At 39.4% G+C, this 18,597-nt stretch carries 15 protein-coding genes, 1 other RNA gene and 1 other annotated feature; of the genes, 5 read left to right on the forward strand and 11 right to left on the reverse strand.

Annotation, left to right across the window (positions count from 1 at the left end; translation table 11 throughout):
• Window positions 1–8: 8 nt before the first annotated feature.
• The 7 genes from recD2 to HCX62_RS06185 form a co-directional block, all read right to left on the reverse strand.
• Window positions 9–2,405, reverse strand: coding sequence for an SF1B family DNA helicase RecD2 (gene recD2, locus HCX62_RS06155; RefSeq protein WP_185637711.1), 2,397 nt, complete (start codon window positions 2,403–2,405; stop codon window positions 9–11).
• A gap of 24 nt (window positions 2,406–2,429) precedes the next feature.
• A complete protein-coding gene (locus tag HCX62_RS06160; RefSeq protein WP_185638044.1) occupies window positions 2,430–3,068 on the reverse strand; it encodes a tetratricopeptide repeat protein in 639 nt (212 codons plus the stop codon).
• A 42-nt stretch (window positions 3,069–3,110) separates the two neighbouring features.
• Window positions 3,111–3,851: an alpha/beta hydrolase gene (locus HCX62_RS06165; protein ID WP_185637713.1), complete on the reverse strand. Its 741-nt coding sequence runs from the start codon at window positions 3,849–3,851 to the stop codon at window positions 3,111–3,113.
• A gap of 117 nt (window positions 3,852–3,968) precedes the next feature.
• Complete coding sequence (gene mnmA, locus HCX62_RS06170; protein ID WP_185637715.1) at window positions 3,969–5,084, reverse strand: tRNA 2-thiouridine(34) synthase MnmA; 1,116 nt, start codon at window positions 5,082–5,084, stop codon at window positions 3,969–3,971.
• Between the two features lie 18 nt (window positions 5,085–5,102).
• Window positions 5,103–6,251: a cysteine desulfurase family protein gene (locus HCX62_RS06175; RefSeq protein ID WP_185637716.1), complete on the reverse strand. Its 1,149-nt coding sequence runs from the start codon at window positions 6,249–6,251 to the stop codon at window positions 5,103–5,105.
• Window positions 6,252–6,365: 114 nt separating this feature from the next.
• Window positions 6,366–6,560, reverse strand: a non-coding RNA gene (ssrS, locus tag HCX62_RS06180) — 6S RNA.
• Between the two features lie 70 nt (window positions 6,561–6,630).
• Entirely contained in the window at window positions 6,631–7,914 is a 1,284-nt protein-coding gene (locus HCX62_RS06185; RefSeq protein ID WP_185637718.1) for a replication-associated recombination protein A, read from the reverse strand.
• A 148-nt stretch (window positions 7,915–8,062) separates the two neighbouring features.
• Here HCX62_RS06185 and cymR point away from each other — a divergent pair, with 148 nt between their 5' ends.
• From cymR to HCX62_RS06205, 4 genes are all read left to right on the forward strand, one after another.
• Window positions 8,063–8,485 carry a cysteine metabolism transcriptional regulator CymR gene (cymR, locus tag HCX62_RS06190; protein ID WP_008947887.1) on the forward strand — a complete coding sequence of 141 codons (423 nt, stop codon included), beginning with the start codon at window positions 8,063–8,065 and terminating at the stop codon, window positions 8,483–8,485.
• Window positions 8,486–8,730: 245 nt separating this feature from the next.
• On the forward strand, window positions 8,731–9,936 hold the full coding sequence (locus tag HCX62_RS06195; protein ID WP_185502275.1) for an ammonium transporter: 1,206 nt from the start codon (window positions 8,731–8,733) through the stop codon (window positions 9,934–9,936).
• Window positions 9,937–9,949: 13 nt separating this feature from the next.
• Window positions 9,950–10,315, forward strand: a complete 366-nt coding sequence (locus HCX62_RS06200; RefSeq protein ID WP_185502276.1) for a P-II family nitrogen regulator — start codon at window positions 9,950–9,952, stop codon at window positions 10,313–10,315.
• A gap of 149 nt (window positions 10,316–10,464) precedes the next feature.
• Window positions 10,465–10,845, forward strand: coding sequence for a hypothetical protein (locus HCX62_RS06205; protein ID WP_185637721.1), 381 nt, complete (start codon window positions 10,465–10,467; stop codon window positions 10,843–10,845).
• Between the two features lie 43 nt (window positions 10,846–10,888).
• Here the strand turns inward: HCX62_RS06205 and aspS are convergent, their stop codons facing one another.
• Window positions 10,889–12,664 carry an aspartate--tRNA ligase gene (gene aspS / locus HCX62_RS06210; protein WP_185637723.1) on the reverse strand — a complete coding sequence of 592 codons (1,776 nt, stop codon included), beginning with the start codon at window positions 12,662–12,664 and terminating at the stop codon, window positions 10,889–10,891.
• A 1-nt stretch (window position 12,665) separates the two neighbouring features.
• A complete protein-coding gene (gene hisS, locus HCX62_RS06215) occupies window positions 12,666–13,943 on the reverse strand; it encodes a histidine--tRNA ligase (protein WP_185637725.1) in 1,278 nt (425 codons plus the stop codon).
• A 63-nt stretch (window positions 13,944–14,006) separates the two neighbouring features.
• Window positions 14,007–14,234 (reverse strand) — a binding site (T-box leader).
• Between the two features lie 159 nt (window positions 14,235–14,393).
• On the opposite strand from hisS, the gene HCX62_RS06220 reads away from it, so the two are divergent.
• Window positions 14,394–15,677, forward strand: coding sequence for an N-acetylmuramoyl-L-alanine amidase family protein (locus HCX62_RS06220; RefSeq protein WP_185637727.1), 1,284 nt, complete (start codon window positions 14,394–14,396; stop codon window positions 15,675–15,677).
• A gap of 38 nt (window positions 15,678–15,715) precedes the next feature.
• On the opposite strand, the gene dtd is transcribed toward HCX62_RS06220, so the two are convergent.
• Together dtd and HCX62_RS06230 are read right to left on the reverse strand one after the other, a co-directional pair.
• Window positions 15,716–16,168: a D-aminoacyl-tRNA deacylase gene (gene dtd / locus HCX62_RS06225; protein ID WP_185637729.1), complete on the reverse strand. Its 453-nt coding sequence runs from the start codon at window positions 16,166–16,168 to the stop codon at window positions 15,716–15,718.
• A 14-nt stretch (window positions 16,169–16,182) separates the two neighbouring features.
• The gene (locus tag HCX62_RS06230) at window positions 16,183–18,399 is read right to left on the reverse strand and encodes a RelA/SpoT family protein (RefSeq protein WP_185637731.1); all 2,217 of its coding nucleotides are present in this window, start codon (window positions 18,397–18,399) and stop codon (window positions 16,183–16,185) included.
• Between the last annotated feature and the right edge of the window lie 198 nt (window positions 18,400–18,597).

Consider the following 18,597-nt stretch of genomic DNA (forward strand, 5'->3'; position numbering starts at 1 on the left):
GGCTCTTTTTATCCTGCCATAAATTGTTCTGGAGTAATCCCTTCCATTCCAATCATTGGATCAATCTCAGTAATGTTTTCAGCAGTGAGTATTCGTTTATTCGTCATTTGTTCGAGCATCACATCTTCACTCATTAAACGTTCAGAAAGTGTTGTATTGCGCTTATTTTCATCAATCCGTTCAATTCCCATTCGAAAGGCTTCTTCTTCCCCGCAGAGAATCAGAAATTGTTTACTTCTAGTCACCCCGGTATAAAGTAAATCACGGCGGAGCATGCGGTAATAACTACGAACAATCGGCATAATCACAATGGGAAACTCGCTTCCTTGCGCTTTATGAATCGAACAACAATAAGCATGCGTTAATTGATTAAATTCTTGTCTATAATAAGAAACCTCTGTTTGATCAAATTGAACGACGATCATATCTTGCTTTTCGGTATTTTCTTTAGCATAAATAATCGAGACGATTTCGCCAATATCCCCATTGAAGACATTTTTCTCTGGTTGATTGATTAATTGCAATACCTTGTCATGAACCCGGTACTTAATTTCGCCGAACAGAACTTCTTTACGACGCCCCGTATCATTGGGGTTAAAGATTTCTTGGAGTTTTTTATTTAAAATATCAATCCCCGCCGGCCCACGATACATTGGCGCTAAAACTTGGATGTCTTTTGCTCGGAAACCTTTATTTTTGGCATTTTTAACAACTTGTTCGACTACATCGCCAATTTGATTTACGGTGCAATGGAAAAAAGAACGATCTGCTCTATTTTTTGTGAAATCAGCTGGTAACATGCCTTCTTTAATATAATGCGCCATTTCAATAATGGACGAACCATCTTTTTGACGGTAAATGTCTGAAAGTGCCACGGTTGGAATTTGTTCTGACTCAAGAATATCTTTTAGCACTTGGCCTGGTCCAACAGATGGCAATTGGTCTTGGTCACCAACGAGCACAACTTGCATATGCGCAGGTAAAGCACGGAACAATTGATTGGCTAGCCAAATATCAACCATCGACATCTCATCTACAATCAAAAGGCGACCATCAATAAGTCTTTCAGCGTCATCGTCCATTTGTTCTTGTCCATTCATACCGAGCAAACGGTGAATCGTCATTGCCGGAAGTCCGGTTGATTCGGACATTCGTTTCGCTGCACGTCCAGTTGGGGCTGCAAGTAAGACGGGAAAAGTTGCTCCATCTTTGTACGCATGTGGATCAAGACTTACGCCGTTCAACTCGGCATAAAGTTCAACAATCCCTTTAATAACCGTCGTCTTCCCTGTTCCGGGTCCACCAGTAAGCACGAGCATTGGAGACATTAAGGCTTGCTCTAAAGCTTGGCGCTGCGAGTCTCCATAATGAACACCAATTCGTTCTTCCAATTCACCAAGAGCCAGTAAAAATTCAGATTGCGGAAATTGTTCTTGATATTCGGTTTGCTTCAACATGCGCTTTACATGATAGGCAAAGCCGCTCTCCGAATAATAAAGCGACGGCATATAAACGCGTGTATTTTCGGTAATTATTTTTTGTTCTTCGGCTAATTTTTCTACTTGAGCTACTAAAATTGCTTGGTCAATCCGGATGCCTTCACTTTCTTCCAGCAAATAAGTCACTTCGCCAAGCAAGACTTCTTGTTCCATATAGACATGACCTTGCTGCATGCAGACAGAATCCAACATAAATAAAATCCCCGCACGAAGCCGTTCCGGATGATTTCCACCAAGCCCTAGTTTCCGACCAAGTTCATCAGCTCGTTGAAAACCAATTCCTTTTACATCTTCTATTAATTTATACGGATTATTTTCTAACACTTCGATTGCATTTTGCTTATAGGCTTGAAAAATCTTCATCGATAACTGCGGGCCAAAGCCGTACTCATTGAGGCCGACCATCACATGTTCCAAACCTTGATTTTCTCGAAGCGACGCAAGCAAACTTTCCGCCGCGCCAGATGGTAATTTAGGTACCGTATTAAGCAAACTCGGATCCGATAAAATTTTCGTGATTGCATCATCACCAATTGTATCGACAATGTTTTCCGCCGTCACTTTACCAATTCCTTTAAAGAGTTCTCCGGAAAGGTAATTAATTAAACCAGCGCGAGACTGCGGCATTTCTTTACGAAATCTGTCTGCTTTAAATTGTTGACCAAATTTAGCATGTTCCTGCATTTTCCCGTAAAAAGTGTAGACTTCTTGTTCGTGAAGTGCTGGGAAAAAGCCAGTGACAATAATATCTTTTTCATCCCAATCCGCATTCGTTTCCTTCACAAGTAGGCGTACGACAGAAAAGAGGTTTTCGGCATTGTAAAAAATGGTGGACAGCATCGTGCCCTTCATGAAAAGTTCTTCTGGTGTATCGTCAAATAAGGCAAGAGAGTCTTGTTCAGCCATCCAAAGCCGCCTCCTTTCTAAAAATTATTCTGCTTCGTTTTCTAAATCTTGAATAGCATTTAACGCATTTTCAGCTAATTCATGTGGTCTGCCAGTTGCAAGTGCTCGCTCAAAATACGTTTTTGCAAGTACGATATCACCTTGCCACGCTAAGTAAGCTGCACCAATATTATAAAGTGCATCTGGGTCCTCTGGTTTCACAAGTAGCACACGTTCCAGCATATTAATCGCATCTTCATAAAAGCCGCTACGAGCAAGTACAATCCCATATTGGAATAACGCTTCCCCGTCTTCTGGATTTAATTCGACACTTCTAAGTAAATACGGCATCGCAAGCGTTAGTTCTTCCATTTGAACAAAACTCATTCCTAACATGAAAAATAAATCTCCATTTTCCATTCCTTGTTTTGTTGCATTTTGGAAGCTATCTGCCGCTTCTTGATAACGTTCTAATTCATAATATAAATTACCTAAGCTATAGTAAGCCGCTGGAACCGTGTCGTCCAGTTCAAGCGCTCTTTTGAAAAATAATTCAGCTCGTTCAAAATCATCCATTGAAAGCAACACATTCCCGAAATTGATATAACCAACTGGATCGCTTGGATGTTCTTCAATCACTTCCGTAAATAATTTGACTGCTTCTTCTAAGTTGCCTTCTTGCATTTGTTTGATGCCTAATTGGTTTTTATCCATTTTTCATCCCTCTTATCTTTCCTGATTTTTTACAGACGTATTCAGCCACGCAATGAGCGCATTTGCGACTTGATCCGTTTGTTCTGTTACGCTAATTGTCGCCTTTCCGTCCCCATGCTGTTCGCCGTAAGAACCGAATTGCGCGTGATTCCCACCTTCAATTGAAACAAAAGTGGTATCTTTAGGTAAATATTTTTTATTTTTATCGTAAGAATCTTGATTTAAGACGTCATCCTTCGTCCCAGTGATAGAAATTGCTGGAAAAGGAGCGTTTTTGAGTGAACCTTTTTTGTCTGGATAACTAGCTAGGAAAAATGCACCTTCAATTTCAGACTCATTATCGTGCGCGAATCTCGCAGACATCACACCACCAAGCGAATGACCGCCAATCACAAATTTTTCATCTGGCGCTTCATCAATAATATCAGCTGCTCGATTTTTACCGAAAACAGCTAAATTGAGAGGCATTTCGACAATATACGTTTTATAGCCACTCGAAGCAAGTTTGTTTGCAAGAGGCGCATAACTTAGGGCATCCACAAACGCTCCAGGGTATAAAATAATACTCATGCCAGCATCCAATTTCCGTGGGGTAAAAACAAGGATGTTGTTCTCTTCAAGTACATCCACTGTTTTCGATGAATTTGCAGCATTTTCTGCAATCGTAGACGGTTCTGAGTTGAAATAAAAATATCCCCATATAAGAAGACAAAATAATACAATCGCACTCCCAAAAATCGCTATCTTTTTCATAAAGGACCTCTTTTCCCTGTTTCGTATAATATTTTACCACAAAATCTGTTTAAAAAAACGCATTTAAACAGGAAAAAACCGGAGTCTCGTAGAAAACAAGATTCTCCGGTTCCAATTTTAGCCTACATAATCTAACTTCGCGGCATTTTTCCAAACAGTATCAATCGTTCCGCCACCAAGACAAATGTCGCCATCATAGAAAACGACTGCTTGACCAGGTGTAATTGCGCGAACTGGATCTGCAAAAACAACTTCTGCTGTACCATCTTCGCGCATATGCACAGTTACTTTTGTATCTGTTTGACGATAGCGGAATTTTGCAGTACATTCGAATGTTTTTGGTTTTTCGGCATTGGTTGTAAAAGAAATATCTGTTGCAATTAAAGAATCCGAATATAATGTTTCATGGTGGAAACCTTGTTCAACAAACAAAACGTTCGCTTTTAAATCTTTACCAACAACAAACCACGGTTCGCCGTCGCCACCAATACCTAAACCATGACGTTGCCCAATAGTGTAATACATTAAGCCGTCATGTTTACCAAGCACTTCGCCGTCTAGTGTTCTCATTTCACCCGGTTGCGCTGGAAGATATTCACTTAAAAATTGCTTGAAGTTTCTTTCACCAATAAAGCAAATCCCTGTGCTATCTTTTTTGTCCGCAGTAGCAAGACCAGCTTTTTTCGCAATTTCACGCACTTCAGTTTTTTCCATAGCCCCAAGTGGGAACATGACTTTTTTCAGTTGTTCTTGTGAAAGTTGGTTTAAGAAATACGTTTGGTCTTTATTATTATCAACGCCACGAAGCAATTCGATTTCGTCGCCTACTTTTTTCACTTGTGCGTAGTGACCAGTTGCCACATAATCCGCACCAAGACTTTCCGCATGTTCTAAAAATGCCTTGAATTTAATTTCTTTATTACACATAACATCGGGGTTTGGTGTACGACCAAGTTTGTATTCATCTAAGAAGTACGTAAACACTTTATCCCAATATTCTTTTTCAAAATTAACCGCATAATACGGAATACCAATTTGGTTTGCTACTCGAATAACATCATCGTAATCTTCTGTTGCCGTACAAACGCCAAATTCGTCCGTATCATCCCAATTTTTCATGAAAATTCCAATGACATCGTAACCTTGTTCTTTCAATATATGAGCAGTGACTGATGAATCTACTCCGCCTGACATGCCGACAACGACACGAATGTCACTATTATTTGTAGTCAAAACTAGCTCCTCGCCTTCTTATATTTTCATTAAACGCGTTACTACTTCACTAATTTTCGTAGCCGCCGTTTCCACTTCTTCTAAATGATTGCCCAGTCCAAAACTAATCCGAACTGTTTCTTGAATCGCTGGATGATTTTCACCAAAAAGCGCTACTAAAACATGTGACGGGTCTACCGTTCCAGCTGTGCATGCAGAGCCACTTGAAACAGCAATACCTTCCATGTCTAAATTCATTAATAGTTGTTCAATAGAAACGCCCGGAAAACGCACACTAAAAACATGCGGTAGCGTATCAGCTTCTAAACCATTCACTTCAAAATCCAAAGCAGCCGAACGCCAAATTTCTGCCATTCGTTTTTTAAAGGAAACATATTCCTCGTTTTTCAGTTCGCGTTCATTTGTCATAATAGTAGATGCTGCACTAAAACCGCAGATTCCCGCTAAGTTTTCTGTTCCAGCGCGACGTTTTCGTTCTTGTTCGCCGCCGTGCATTTGGTAAGCAAGACGTGTCCCATTTTTGATGTATAAAAAGCCTACACCACGTGGTCCATTTATTTTATGAGAAGAAGTAGTTAATAAATCTACCCCTAGCTCCGTTACATTTATATTTAATAGCCCGTAAGCTTGTACGGCATCTGTATGGAAAATGGCTTGATGATCGCGCAACAATGCACCAATCTTCGCAATCGGCTGAATGGAGCCAATTTCATTGTTACCATACATAATAGAAACAAGAATTGTATCAGGGCGTAAAGCAGCCTGTACGCTCTCTACAGACACGATTCCATGCTCATCTACTGGCAAATAAGTCACTTCAAAACCTTGAGTCTCAAGATATTCACATGTTTTTAAAACAGCATGATGCTCAATCTGCGAAGTAATAATGTGTGTTCCGTTTTCTTTATGTGCCAAAGCTGTCCCAATAAGCGCCAAGTTATCGCCTTCTGTACCACCGCTCGTGAAAATAATTTCTTTTTCCGTAGCGTGAATACTTTTAGCAATTGTGTGACGAGCTTCATCCAATGCTTTTCTTGCCTCTCGTCCAGCGTAATGAATACTGGAAGGATTGCCGTACGTATTAGTAATTGCGCCAAGCATTGTTTGGATAACTTCTGGATGAATTGGACTTGTCGCAGCATGGTCTAAGTAAATTCTGTTTTCCATTTTTTATCGCGTCCTTTTTTGTAGACGAATTCCTGTTCGCCGTTAATCGTTTCTTATTGTAACAGCAATACTCCTGTAAAGTAAAGAGGAATAACTCCTATTTACACGCAAAAAAGAAACCCCAATCGTACCGTTTAGGATTCCCTTCCTTTGAACCCGCTCTCAATTAAAGCAGGTGGGTGCTCTGTCTAACGGTTTGCACTTCCTCGTGTGAAGGCATGTGCGCCGCGCCGGAACTCCAAGCTCCCTAGGTATAAAAAATTGTTCGGTTCAAAAATATAGGAACTATATCGAATACATTAGGGTTTCTTTTCTTCATTTAGAATACCATAGGAGAGACGAAATTTCAATGTTAGCGACTTCTCATTTGACACTTTTTTTATTCTTTTTTTGCTTTGTTTTCGTTAATTTTTTGGTACACGCCGGCGATTGTTTGCTCAAACTTTGAAGTGAATTTTGGTTCATAATATAATTTATTTTTGAGACGATCTGGTAAATATTGTTGATCAACCCACGCGTTATCATAATTATGCGGATATTTATAATCAATTGCCCGACCAAGTTTTTGCGCACCGGAATAATGGCCATCACGCAAATGGTCTGGCACTTCCCCGCTATTCCCTTGGCGGATATCAGCTAATGCCTCATCAATCGCCATAATAGCTGAATTCGATTTCGGTGATAAACATAGCTCAATTACCGCATTTGCAAGCGGAATCCGCGCTTCTGGGAAACCGACTTTTTCCGCAGTTTGAATCGCAGCTAAGGTATGTGCGCCCGCTTGTGGATTAGCTAAGCCGATATCTTCATAAGCCATAACGAGCATTCTTCTACTAATACTCACTAAATCCCCAGCTTCAATCAAACGGCCCATATAATGTAGCGCTGCATTGACATCACTGCCGCGAACAGATTTTTGAAAAGCACTTAAAACATCATAATGGGCATCGCCGTCTTTGTCATGAGCCAGGCTTTTCTTTTGCAAACACTCTTCCGCTACATCAAGCGTAATCCGAATTACTCCATCACTATTTGGTTCAGAAGAAATTACTGCTAATTCGAGTGCATTTAGCGCACTACGCACATCGCCGTTACTCGCTGTAGCAAAATGTTTTTTCGCAACCTCATCTATTTCGACTTGATAATTCCCAAGACCACGTTCTTTGTCCGAAAGCGCTCGGTCCATCGTTATCATTATATCTTCCACGGTTAAAGGTTTTAATTCGAAAATTTGTGTTCTGCTTCGAATGGCTGGATTGATAGCGATATATGGGTTGCTTGTCGTTGCCCCAATTAAGATTATCGCGCCACTTTCAAGTAATGGAAGTAAAAAATCTTGTTTGGCTTTGTCTAAACGATGTACTTCATCCAAAAGAAGAATAACAGTGCCGCTCATTTTCGCTTCAGCTGCTACTACTTCCATATCTTTTTTATTGTTTGTTACTGCATTTAATGTACGAAAAGCATATTTTGTACTACCAGCAATCGCACTCGCAATGGAGGTTTTTCCAATTCCAGGCGGTCCGTATAATATCATAGAAGATAATTGTTTTGCTTTGACCATCCGGTAAATAATTTTATCTTTACCGACTAAATGCGTTTGTCCCACGATTTCATCAAGTGCTTTTGGGCGCATCCGGTAAGCTAAAGGTTGAATTGCCATATAACCGCTCCTTCTTATTTGCTTATTTTCTATTATAACATAAGAACACCTGTGCGTTCACCTACTTGTTTCCTTTGCCTTCTTCCTGTAATTCCGATATAATAGATGCGGTATAAGCGGTTTCGAAATTACTGGAGGTTAAATAAAAATGAAAATCACAACAAAAGGTCGTTATGGCCTAACAATAACATTAGAATTAGCGAAAAGAATTGGCGATGGCCCTATCTCTCTTCGCAGTATCGCTCAAGATAAAAATTTATCCGAACATTATTTAGAGCAATTAATCGGACCACTTCGTAATGCAGGGATTGTAAAAAGTATCCGCGGGGCGCACGGTGGCTATGTTTTAAATGGTGATCCTGAAAAAATTACGGCCGGCGATATTATTCGTACGCTAGAAGGCCCTATCGTACTTGTCGAGAGTATGGAAGATGAGGAAGCGGCTCAGCGCGAACTATGGACTCGAATGCGTAATGCAGTTCGTGACGTGTTAGATCAAACAACACTAGCAGACTTGCTAAAACATTCCACAGACTCCGAACTATCGGATGGTTACATGTTTTATATTTAACGCAAAAGCCTATTGTTAACAATAGGCTTTTTATCTGCCATTGAAACGGAAATAACAGCTTTTACTTATCTGATTATTCTGAAATAAATATGAAAACCAATCAATTGAAACCGCTATATGTTAGATAATCTAACCAAATTTATTGAATTGATAAAATATTCTTGCCTTTATTTGAATTTAGTGTATTATGAACGCATAAATAAAATAATTCATGTTAGTTTATCTAACAAAAAGGAGAGTTGAGTATGGAATCAGTATTTATGTTCTTTTGTACTTTATTGGTTTGGTTAATGACACCGGGGATTGCATTATTTTATGGCGGTATGGTTCGACGCAAAAATGTGTTAAGTACCGCAATGTATAGTTTTAGCTCTATGGCAATTATTTCTATTCTTTGGGTGATCGTTGGATATTCGTTAGCTTTTGCACCAGGAAACGGCTTTATTGGTAGTTTCGACTGGACGTTCCTTCATAATGTCGGATTTGCCGCAAACGATACTTACTCAGATGCTATTCCACACGTTCTATTTATGATGTTCCAAATGACTTTTGCGATTTTAACTGTAGCTATCATTTCAGGGGCATTTGCAGAACGCATGAATTTCTCCGCTTACTTGATTTTCATTATTTTATGGTCATTGCTTGTTTACTCCCCTGTTGCTCACTGGGTTTGGGGCGACGGCGGTTGGTTACGTAACCTTGGAGCGCTTGATTTTGCCGGTGGGAATGTAGTTCATATTAGTTCGGGTGTAACCGGGTTAGTACTAGCCATTATGATTGGCCGCAGAAAAGAAGCGGACTCTGCTTCGCCGCATAACCTACCTCTCGCGCTGATTGGCGGTATTCTCGTTTGGTTCGGTTGGTATGGATTTAATGTTGGTAGCGCCTTAACAATTGATAATGTGGCAATGACAGCATTTGTTAATACAAACACGGCAGCTGCAGCAGGTATTATCGGTTGGGGACTTGTCGAATGGTTAACGAACAAAAAGCCAACAATGCTTGGAACTATTTCCGGAGCAATCGCAGGTTTAGTTTCCATTACTCCCGCTGCTGGATTTGTTACCGTGCCTAGTTCTTTAATTATCGGTTTCCTCGGCGGAGCACTTTGTTTCTGGGCTGTGTTCTGGTTGAAAGGAAAAGTGAAATACGATGATGCACTTGATGCATTTGGCCTTCACGGGATTGGTGGTATTTGGGGCGGCATCGCAACTGGCCTTTTTGCCACAACAAAAGTAAATGAAGCTGGAGCAGATGGCCTATTTTACGGTAACGCATCACTAGTAGTAAAACAATTAATCGCAATCGGCTCAACAGTGGCTTATGTCGCTATCGTAACCGCTCTAATCGTCGTGATTATCAAACTCTTCTTACCAATTCGTGTAAATGAAGAACAAGAATTTAAAGGACTTGATTTGACGCTTCACGGCGAAAAAGCATATCAAGAATAAGGGAGGCAACAATATGTCTGGATTAACAAAAATCGAAATCATTACTCGGCCAAATCGTTTTAATTTATTTCAAAAAGAACTTGCAAAAATTGGTGTAAGCGGCCTAACTGTTACAAAAGCGCTTGGAACTGGTCTTGAAAAAGGCTTTATCGAATTGTATCGCGGCACGAAAAAAGAAACTAATATTCACGAACGAATGAAAATTGAAATCGTTGTATCCACTGTGCCAGTTGAAGATGTGCTTCGTGTCGTGAAAGAAACTCTTCGAACAGGTGAACCCGGCGATGGAAAAGTATTTATTTATCCAGTTAGTGAAGTCATTAAAATCAGCACTGGCGAGACCGGAGTTGATGCATTACAAGATAAACCATCAAAATGAATAGTTAAAATGGTGAATTAATTAAAAATGGGGCCTCTATTCTAAAAAATCAATGAGAAATGGCGTTTACCCCTTCCGCTTCTTAGCTTTTACACTTATAATAAAAAAGGAAGAACGTTTAGAATAGATAAGGAGGCGCGAAATTCCCTATGCGTAAAATCCCCATTTTCACCCTTCTAGCAGCTATCCTGCTTTTCGGTGGCTATTATCTTTATCAGCACGCTTCGTCAAAAGTAGATGTTACCTTCAATTTCGTGGTAGATCAAAAAGCAAAAGATAATACTGTCACTGGAAAAATCGACGGCGCTGGAAACAAAACAATTACACTACCGCTTTCCGAGGAGAGCTGGGATGCAGTAAAAAAAGGGAATCGCTACAATGTGGAAGCCACTTTTTATAATAAAAATAAAATCAGCTCCAATGAAGCGAAAGAATTGGACGGTCCGTTTTGGTCCAACGATTCCAATCAAGGGTTATTAGTTAATAAAGTACATGTAGAAAATATTCAAGAGTTAAGTGATGATTTTTAAACAAAAAGAAGCTAGGCGCTATCCGCCTAGCTTCTTTTTTATTTTAATTCGTTTCTTTTTTCACTGTTTCTAATTTCAATTCAGCAAGTTGAGCGGCACTAACCTCGCCTGGCGCATTTGTCAGTGGGTCTACTGCGCTTCCTGTTTTAGGGAATGCAATCGTGTCACGTAGGTTGTTTCGACCAGCTAAGATCATGACAATGCGGTCTAATCCAAGTGCGATACCACCATGAGGCGGCGTACCATATTCTAACGCCTCCATTAGGAAACCAAATTGTTCTTTCGCCGATTCATCTGTGAAACCAAGCGCGCGGAACATTGATTCTTGGACTTCTTTTTTATAAATCCGCAGCGAACCACCGCCAATTTCATAACCATTTAAAACGATATCATATGCTTCTGCCATTACTTTGGAAGAATCTGTTTCAAGAAGTGGAATATCCTCTTCTTTTGGCAAAGTGAATGGATGATGCGCAGATACATAGCGACCAGCTTCTTCGTCATATTCGAATAACGGCCAATCTGTTACCCATAAGAAAGCAAGTTCTTCTTCATTGATTAAGTCTAAGTCTTTACCAAGCTTATTACGAAGTGCTCCAAGCGACGCAGCAACGATATCTGCTTTGTCAGCTGCGAATAATAATAAGTCGCCATCTTCAGCTTGAAGTGCTGCTTTTAACTCAGCCGCTTTATCTTCAGGGAAGAATTTAGCAATTGGTCCTTTTAACTCGCCACCTTCTACTTTTAGCCAAGCAAGACCTTTCGCACCGTAGTTAGCAACAAAAACACCAAGAGCATCTATATCTTTACGAGAAAAATTAGCTGCTGCCGCTTTTGCGTTGATTGCTTTCACTTCACCACCATTTTCAATAGCGGATTGGAATACTTTAAAATCAACATCTTTTACAACATCAGACACATGTTGTAATTCTAAACCAAAACGAATATCTGGTTTATCGCTACCAAAACGATCCATCGCTTCTTTATAAGTCATACGAGGAAACGGTTTTTCGATGGTGATGTTTTTTGCTTCTTTAACAACATCTACAAGCATATCTTCCGTAATCGCTTGAATTTCTTCTTTTGTTAAAAAGCTTGTTTCTAAATCGATTTGCGTAAATTCCGGTTGACGATCACCGCGCAAATCTTCATCACGGAAACAACGAACGATTTGGTAATATTTATCAAAACCAGCTGTCATTAACAACTGTTTTAAAATTTGCGGAGATTGTGGTAATGCATAGAAGTTACCAGGATAAACACGACTCGGCACTAGATAATCACGCGCACCTTCTGGCGTACTTTTTGTTAAATAAGGTGTTTCAATATCAAAGAAGCCGAGTGCATCAAGTTTGTTACGGAACGTTCTTGTTACCGTATGACGCATTTTGAAAATGTTATTCATTTCCGGGCGACGTAAATCTAAGTAGCGATATTTCAAGCGAAGTTCATCCGAAACGTTCACGCCATCTTCAATATAAAATGGAGGTGTTTTAGATGTATTTAAAATCGTAATTTCTTCTGCTAAAACTTCCACTTTCCCTGTTGCTAATCTGTCATTAATGGCTTTTTCGCCACGAGCATGCACTTTCCCTTTGATAGTCACGACAAATTCGTTTCGAACGCTATCGGCAATTTCTAATGCTTCTTTGGAAAATTCAGGATTGAATACTACTTGCACAATTCCCTCACGATCACGTAAATCGATGAAAATTAATCCACCTAAGTCGCGACGTTTTTGTACCCAACCATGAAGGACAACACTTTGACCGATATGGGTTTCGTTTAATTCTCCGCAGTAACTTGTACGTTTTTCCATTTTATTTCTCCCCCTTGGTGTTTGTTAGTTTTTCTAATATTGTTGTTTCAGACACAGCTTCTTGCTCGCCGGTTTCCATATTTTTTAACTGGTAGTTGCCTGATTGCAGTTCTTCCTCACCAAGAATGATGGTGTAAACGGCATTTTTTCTATTGGCATCTTTTAATTGTGCTTTGAATTTACGTTTTAAATAATCTTTTTCCGCGCTAATGCCGTTTTGTCTTAATTTATTTACAAGTGTTACGGCTTTTAGTTCTGCTTCCGGCTGTGCAGTAATCACGTATACTTCTAGCGGTTTTTTCGCAGGTATTTCGATATCCGCTTTTTCTAAAGCAAGTAAAATCCGTTCTACCCCAATGCCAAAACCGATTCCCGGTGTATCTGGGCCGCCAAATTCTTTGACTAAACCATGATATCTTCCTCCACCGCAAAGTGTCGTTTTCGCGCCAAAACCTTCTTCCACACTCATAATTTCGAACGTTGTATGATTATAATAATCTAAACCACGAACCATCGTTGGATCAATTTCAAAAGGAACACCTAGTGCATCTAAGTAACTTTTTACATTTTCAAAATACGCAGCAGAGTCTTCATTTAAAAAGTCCAAGATAGATGGCGCGGATTGGATAAGCGGGTTGTCATGGTCTTTTTTACAATCCAAAATGCGCAGTGGATTTTTATGCAAACGTACCTGACATTCTGCACAAAATTCATCAATATGTGGTTCAAAATGCGCAACAAGTGCTTCGCGGTGCTTCAAGCGACTTTCTTTATCGCCAAGGCTATTAATAACTAATTTAATGTTTGTAAGTCCAATTTTACGGAAAAACTCCATTGCTAGCGAGATAACTTCCACATCAATAGAAGGATCATCGCTTCCAAGTGCTTCAATGCCCATTTGGGTAAATTGGCGCTGTCTGCCACCTTGTGGACGTTCATAGCGGAACATTGGTTCATTATAGTACATTTTAATTGGTTGGCTCACTTCGCCGTATAATTTATGCTCAACGAAAGCACGAACGACAGAAGCAGTTCCCTCTGGTCTTAAAGTTAGGCTTCTACCACCTTTATCTTGGAAAGTATACATTTCCTTCGATACGATATCTGTAGAATCACCCACCCCGCGTTCAAATAATTCCGTATGCTCGAAAATTGGCGTTCTGATTTCTTCGTATCGATAGTTTTCGCAAACTTTTTTAAATTCCGTTTCTAGAAAATGCCATTTGCTAACCTCTTCTGGCAAAATATCTCGCGTCCCTCTTGGTAATTGCAAATCCATCACCATAAACCTCCTTTTTCTACTTCAAAATATAAAGAAAAACCCCCGTCACTTGTTATAAAAACAAGGGACGAGAGTTTATTTACACCCGTGGTACCACCCTAATTAGAACTACTAATGAGTCCTCACTTAAGTCAGTTAACGCCTGAATACGTTCTTGTTTACTGTTTTCAACAAGAAACCTCGAGAGTGTCTTTTCGGAAAATATAACTATCTTTATCCTTTCAGCCAAATGGGATAAATTCTCTTTATAGCATGGGTTTTCTTACTTTTCTCTGTCGCTAGTTTTAAATATGAATTATTCTAAGATTACTAAAAACACACTGAAAAGTCAACATTTTGCCAGTTTTTTTATAAAATTCCACTTTCTAGTTCCATGAAAGCGCATTTTATGGTAACATTTTACTGTCAGATAAAAGTTTATGAGTATATGGGTGGTGTTAGCTTTAAATGAAAAATAAATTCATTTTTATCACCGTTGTCTCCATTTTATTGATTGCAGCAGGTATATTTACAACCATTGCGATGGCGAATGCGAATTCCGTTGTCGTCAAAGCAGAAGTCTTAAATGTCCGCAGCGGTCCTGGTTTAGCATATGATGTAACGAGCCAAGCCAGAAAAAATGAAGTACTCCGGGTAGTCGGTGAAGAAAATCAATGGTACAAAGTTCAGTTAGATAACGGGAATAGCGGTTGGGTTGCCAGCTGGCTAGTAGAAAATACCGATGTCAGCGCTGCAAGTAACAGTGTTGCAATTGTCTCTTCTGATGGCGGCTTAAATGTCCGCGAAAAACCAAGTACCTCCAGTAATTCACTTGGATTACTAAACAAAGGGGATCAAGTAACAGTAACTAGCCAACAAAACGGCTGGGCGCAAATCCAATACAACGGTAAAAGCGCATGGGTTAGCTCCGATTACTTAACAATCCGTGAATCTGTTACAAAAGTAGATGAAAGCGAACTACAAACAGTAACCATTCGCGATGACTCCACTAATATTAGAAATAAACCAAGTCGCGATGGTACCGTCATCGAGAAAGCAAATTCTGGCCAAGGTTTTGCTATTCAAGGAGTACAAGGTGACTGGTATAAAATTCGTACAACTAGCGGTGAAGAAGGTTATGTAGCTAACTGGGTAGTCGATGTTTCCGATAAAGGCCAAACATCCAGTCCACGAAGCAAAACTACCAAATTATCCGAAGCAACCATCGTTATTGACCCCGGACACGGCGGCAATGATCCCGGCGCAAAAGGCGCAAATGGCACCATCGAAAAAGAAATGACGTTAAAAACAGCCAAACAATTAAAAGAAAAACTAGAATCTAGAGGCGCAAAAGTAATTTTAACAAGAAATAGCGATAAATACGTTTCCTTAAAAGCAAGAACGAATGTAGCTGCCAAAAATAATGCCGATGTTTTCATCAGTATTCATTTTGATAGTTTAGAAGATACTAGTAAAGGTGTTAGCGGTCAAACAACCTATTATTACGATAATAGTGATAAATCGCTCGCTGAAAGTATTAACACAACGCTTGGGAATGACCTCCCTACTTCTAATCGCGGTTCAAGAGTCGGCGATTACTACGTAGTCAGAGAAAATTCTCAACCAGCTGTCTTGTTAGAACTTGGTTACCTAAGTTCTGCAAAAGATGAACGTAATATCAACTCAGCGTCTTACAGAAGTCAAATTGCTGACTCTGTAACAGATGGCTTATCTAATTACTTCTCTAACTAAAAAAAGAAATCATTCAGATAATCTGAATGATTTCTTTTTTATTTTCGCATTTCATCTGAATCAAGCATGATTGTAACTGGCCCGTGATTGACAATCTTCACATCCATTGCTGCTCCAAACACACCAGTTTCAACAATAAATCCCGCTTCTGCAAGCTTTTGATTAAATAAATCATAAAGCACTTCTGCTTTTTCACCTGGAGCGGATTTTGTGAAGCTGGGACGTTTCCCTCTGCTAACATCCGCATATAAAGTGAACTGAGAAACGCTAAGAATGGCGCCACCTCGGTCAGCAAGAGAAATATTCATTTTTTCCGACTCATCTTCAAAAATTCGTAAACCAACGATTTTATTTGCTATATAGTCGACTGTTTCTGGTGTGTCAGTATGCGTAAAACCAACTAATAGACAAAGACCGCCAGCTATTTCGCTAATTACTTCCTCTTCTACACTTACGGACGCTTCATAACACCTTTGTAGTAGTACACGCACTCCGCTTCACTCCTTTAGTTCATTAATCTTCTTACTGTATAAACATCTGGAATTTGTTTTATTTTATCCACTACGCGTTGTAAATGGTTAATATTATGAATTTGCAGCGTAACGACTAAGGTTGCCATTTTATTATTATCTACTTTGGCATTGACGCCGTTGATATTGGAAGTCAAGCTATTAATTACTTGTAAAATATCATTTAATAAACCATTACGATTATAACCGTATATTTCGATATCTACATTATAATCATTTTTCGCTTGTGAATCTGTATCTTCCCAGTCTACATCGATTAATCGTTCAGCTTCGATTGCTTGTACATTTGGGCAATCTTGGCGGTGAATAGAAATTCCGCGACCTTTAGTAATGTAACCGACAATATCATCACCTGGTACTGGATTACAACATCTGGAAAGACGGATTAATAAATTACCTACCCCTTGAACAACTACGCCTGCATTATGTTTAATCTTCAGTTTTTCATTATTCGCATCTGAATTTGATGGTTTATTTTCTGATTGTGTTAACAATTTCTCTGTTTCGGCTTCGATTTCTCGTTCTTTACGCAGTTTTTCAGTTAATCGGTTAGCAACTTGTAAAGGTGTGATACCGTTATAACCAACTGCTGCAAAAAGATCATCTTCATGCGAGAAGTTCAACTTGTCTGCTAGTTTGCGCAAATTTTCTGGGACCATGATTTTTTTCGGTTCAAATCCAAGCTGTCTGATTTCTTTTTCGACTAAATCGCGACCTTTTTCGACATTTTCTTCTTTCGCTTGTCGTTTGAAAAATTGCTTGATTTTGTTGCGCGCTTGAGAAGTTTGAACTAATTTTAGCCAGTCGCGGCTTGGTCCATAAGAATGTTTTGACGTTAAAATATCAATAATATCGCCAGTTTTTAATTTATAGTCTAGCGTGACAATTTTTCCGTTAATTTTAGCGCCAATGGTTTTGTTCCCAATCTCTGTATGGACGCGATAAGCGAAATCAAGTGGCACAGAACCATTTGGCAACTCGTACACATCGCCTTTTGGTGTAAATACGTAAACAACATCGGAAAATAGATCGAGTTTTAAACTTTCCATAAACTCTTCGGCATTATCCGATTCATTTTGATATTCTAAAATTTCACGGAACCAAGTTAGTTTGTTATCGAATGATGTTTTCGAATTAACAACCTTGCCTTCTTTATAAGCCCAGTGCGCCGCAACCCCGTATTCAGCAATTTGGTGCATTTCATGCGTTCTAATCTGCACTTCGAGTGGCTCACCTTGAGGGCCAATAACCGTTGTGTGAATCGATTGATACATATTCGACTTCGGCATGGCAATATAATCTTTAAAACGACCTGGCATTGGTTTCCAGCGCGTATGGATGATACCAAGAACTGCATAGCAATCCTTAATACTACTTACAACAATTCGAACAGCCAGTAAATCATAAATTTCGTTAAATTGTTTATTTTGTTCGCTCATTTTCCGGTAAATCGAATAAATATGCTTTGGTCTTCCGGAAATATCCGCTTGAATATTCAGTTCATCTAGATTTTCATTTACGCCGTCAATAACATCATGCAAATAACGTTCTCTTGCATCCCGCTTTTGTTTCATTAAATGGACAATCCGGTAATATTGCTGCGGATTTAAATAACGTAGCGCCGTATCTTCTAGTTCCCATTTTACGCGGGAAATCCCTAATCGGTGAGCAAGGGGTGCGAAAATTTCTAGCGTTTCATTCGCAATTCTGCGCTGTTTTTCCACCGGTAGATGTTTTAACGTCCGCATATTGTGCAAACGGTCCGCCAGTTTAATTAAAATAACGCGGATATCCTGCGCCATTGCAATGAACATTTTCCGATGATTTTCGGCTTGTTGTTCTTCGTGTGATTTATATTTAATTTTCCCAAGTTTTGTTACCCCGTCTACTAACATGGCAACTTCACTACCAAAAACTTCTTCTAAATCTGCTAGTGTAACTGGTGTATCCTCCACGACATCGTGTAAAAATCCAGATGCAACGGTCGACGGATCCATTTTTAATTCTACTAAAATGCCAGCAACTTGAATTGGATGAATAATATACGGCTCACCTGATTTACGAAATTGTTCTTTATGAGAATCGCGCGCAAATTCATACGCTTTTTTTACGAGCGCAAGATGTTCCTGATTCATATAATGAGAAGCCATATCGATGACTTGCTCAGCTGTCAGATTTTGTTCTTTCGCCATTTACATTCACCCTCTTATCTCCATGTCATATATACAACTTAAAAACACCCAATAACTGAGTGCTCCAAAAAATATTCTTGTCTAATATTATAGCATGAGCCCACTTTGTTTAGAAAGCACTTTTCCTTGAATTTTCACATTTTCTAGCAGTTTTCCGCTTTTTAAACAAAAAAACTACCCCTAAAATAATAGGAGTAG

The sequence above is a fragment of the Listeria swaminathanii genome, from assembly GCF_014229645.1.
Lineage (GTDB): Bacteria > Bacillota > Bacilli > Lactobacillales > Listeriaceae > Listeria > Listeria swaminathanii.

Coding starts and splice junctions, on each gene's coding strand:
- cymR (WP_008947887.1), top strand. CDS start 8,063: ATGAAAATCACAACAAAAGGTCGTTATGGCCTAACAATAACATTAGAA.
- HCX62_RS06220 (WP_185637727.1), top strand. CDS start 14,394: ATGAAAAATAAATTCATTTTTATCACCGTTGTCTCCATTTTATTGATT.
- aspS (WP_185637723.1), bottom strand. CDS start 12,664: ATGGAAAAACGTACAAGTTACTGCGGAGAATTAAACGAAACCCATATC.
- HCX62_RS06195 (WP_185502275.1), top strand. CDS start 8,731: ATGGAATCAGTATTTATGTTCTTTTGTACTTTATTGGTTTGGTTAATG.
- hisS (WP_185637725.1), bottom strand. CDS start 13,943: ATGGATTTGCAATTACCAAGAGGGACGCGAGATATTTTGCCAGAAGAG.
- HCX62_RS06205 (WP_185637721.1), top strand. CDS start 10,465: ATGCGTAAAATCCCCATTTTCACCCTTCTAGCAGCTATCCTGCTTTTC.
- HCX62_RS06160 (WP_185638044.1), bottom strand. CDS start 3,068: ATGCAAGAAGGCAACTTAGAAGAAGCAGTCAAATTATTTACGGAAGTG.
- HCX62_RS06200 (WP_185502276.1), top strand. CDS start 9,950: ATGTCTGGATTAACAAAAATCGAAATCATTACTCGGCCAAATCGTTTT.
- HCX62_RS06185 (WP_185637718.1), bottom strand. CDS start 7,914: ATGGCAATTCAACCTTTAGCTTACCGGATGCGCCCAAAAGCACTTGAT.
- HCX62_RS06165 (WP_185637713.1), bottom strand. CDS start 3,851: ATGAAAAAGATAGCGATTTTTGGGAGTGCGATTGTATTATTTTGTCTT.
- recD2 (WP_185637711.1), bottom strand. CDS start 2,405: ATGGCTGAACAAGACTCTCTTGCCTTATTTGACGATACACCAGAAGAA.
- HCX62_RS06175 (WP_185637716.1), bottom strand. CDS start 6,251: ATGGAAAACAGAATTTACTTAGACCATGCTGCGACAAGTCCAATTCAT.
- HCX62_RS06230 (WP_185637731.1), bottom strand. CDS start 18,399: ATGGCGAAAGAACAAAATCTGACAGCTGAGCAAGTCATCGATATGGCT.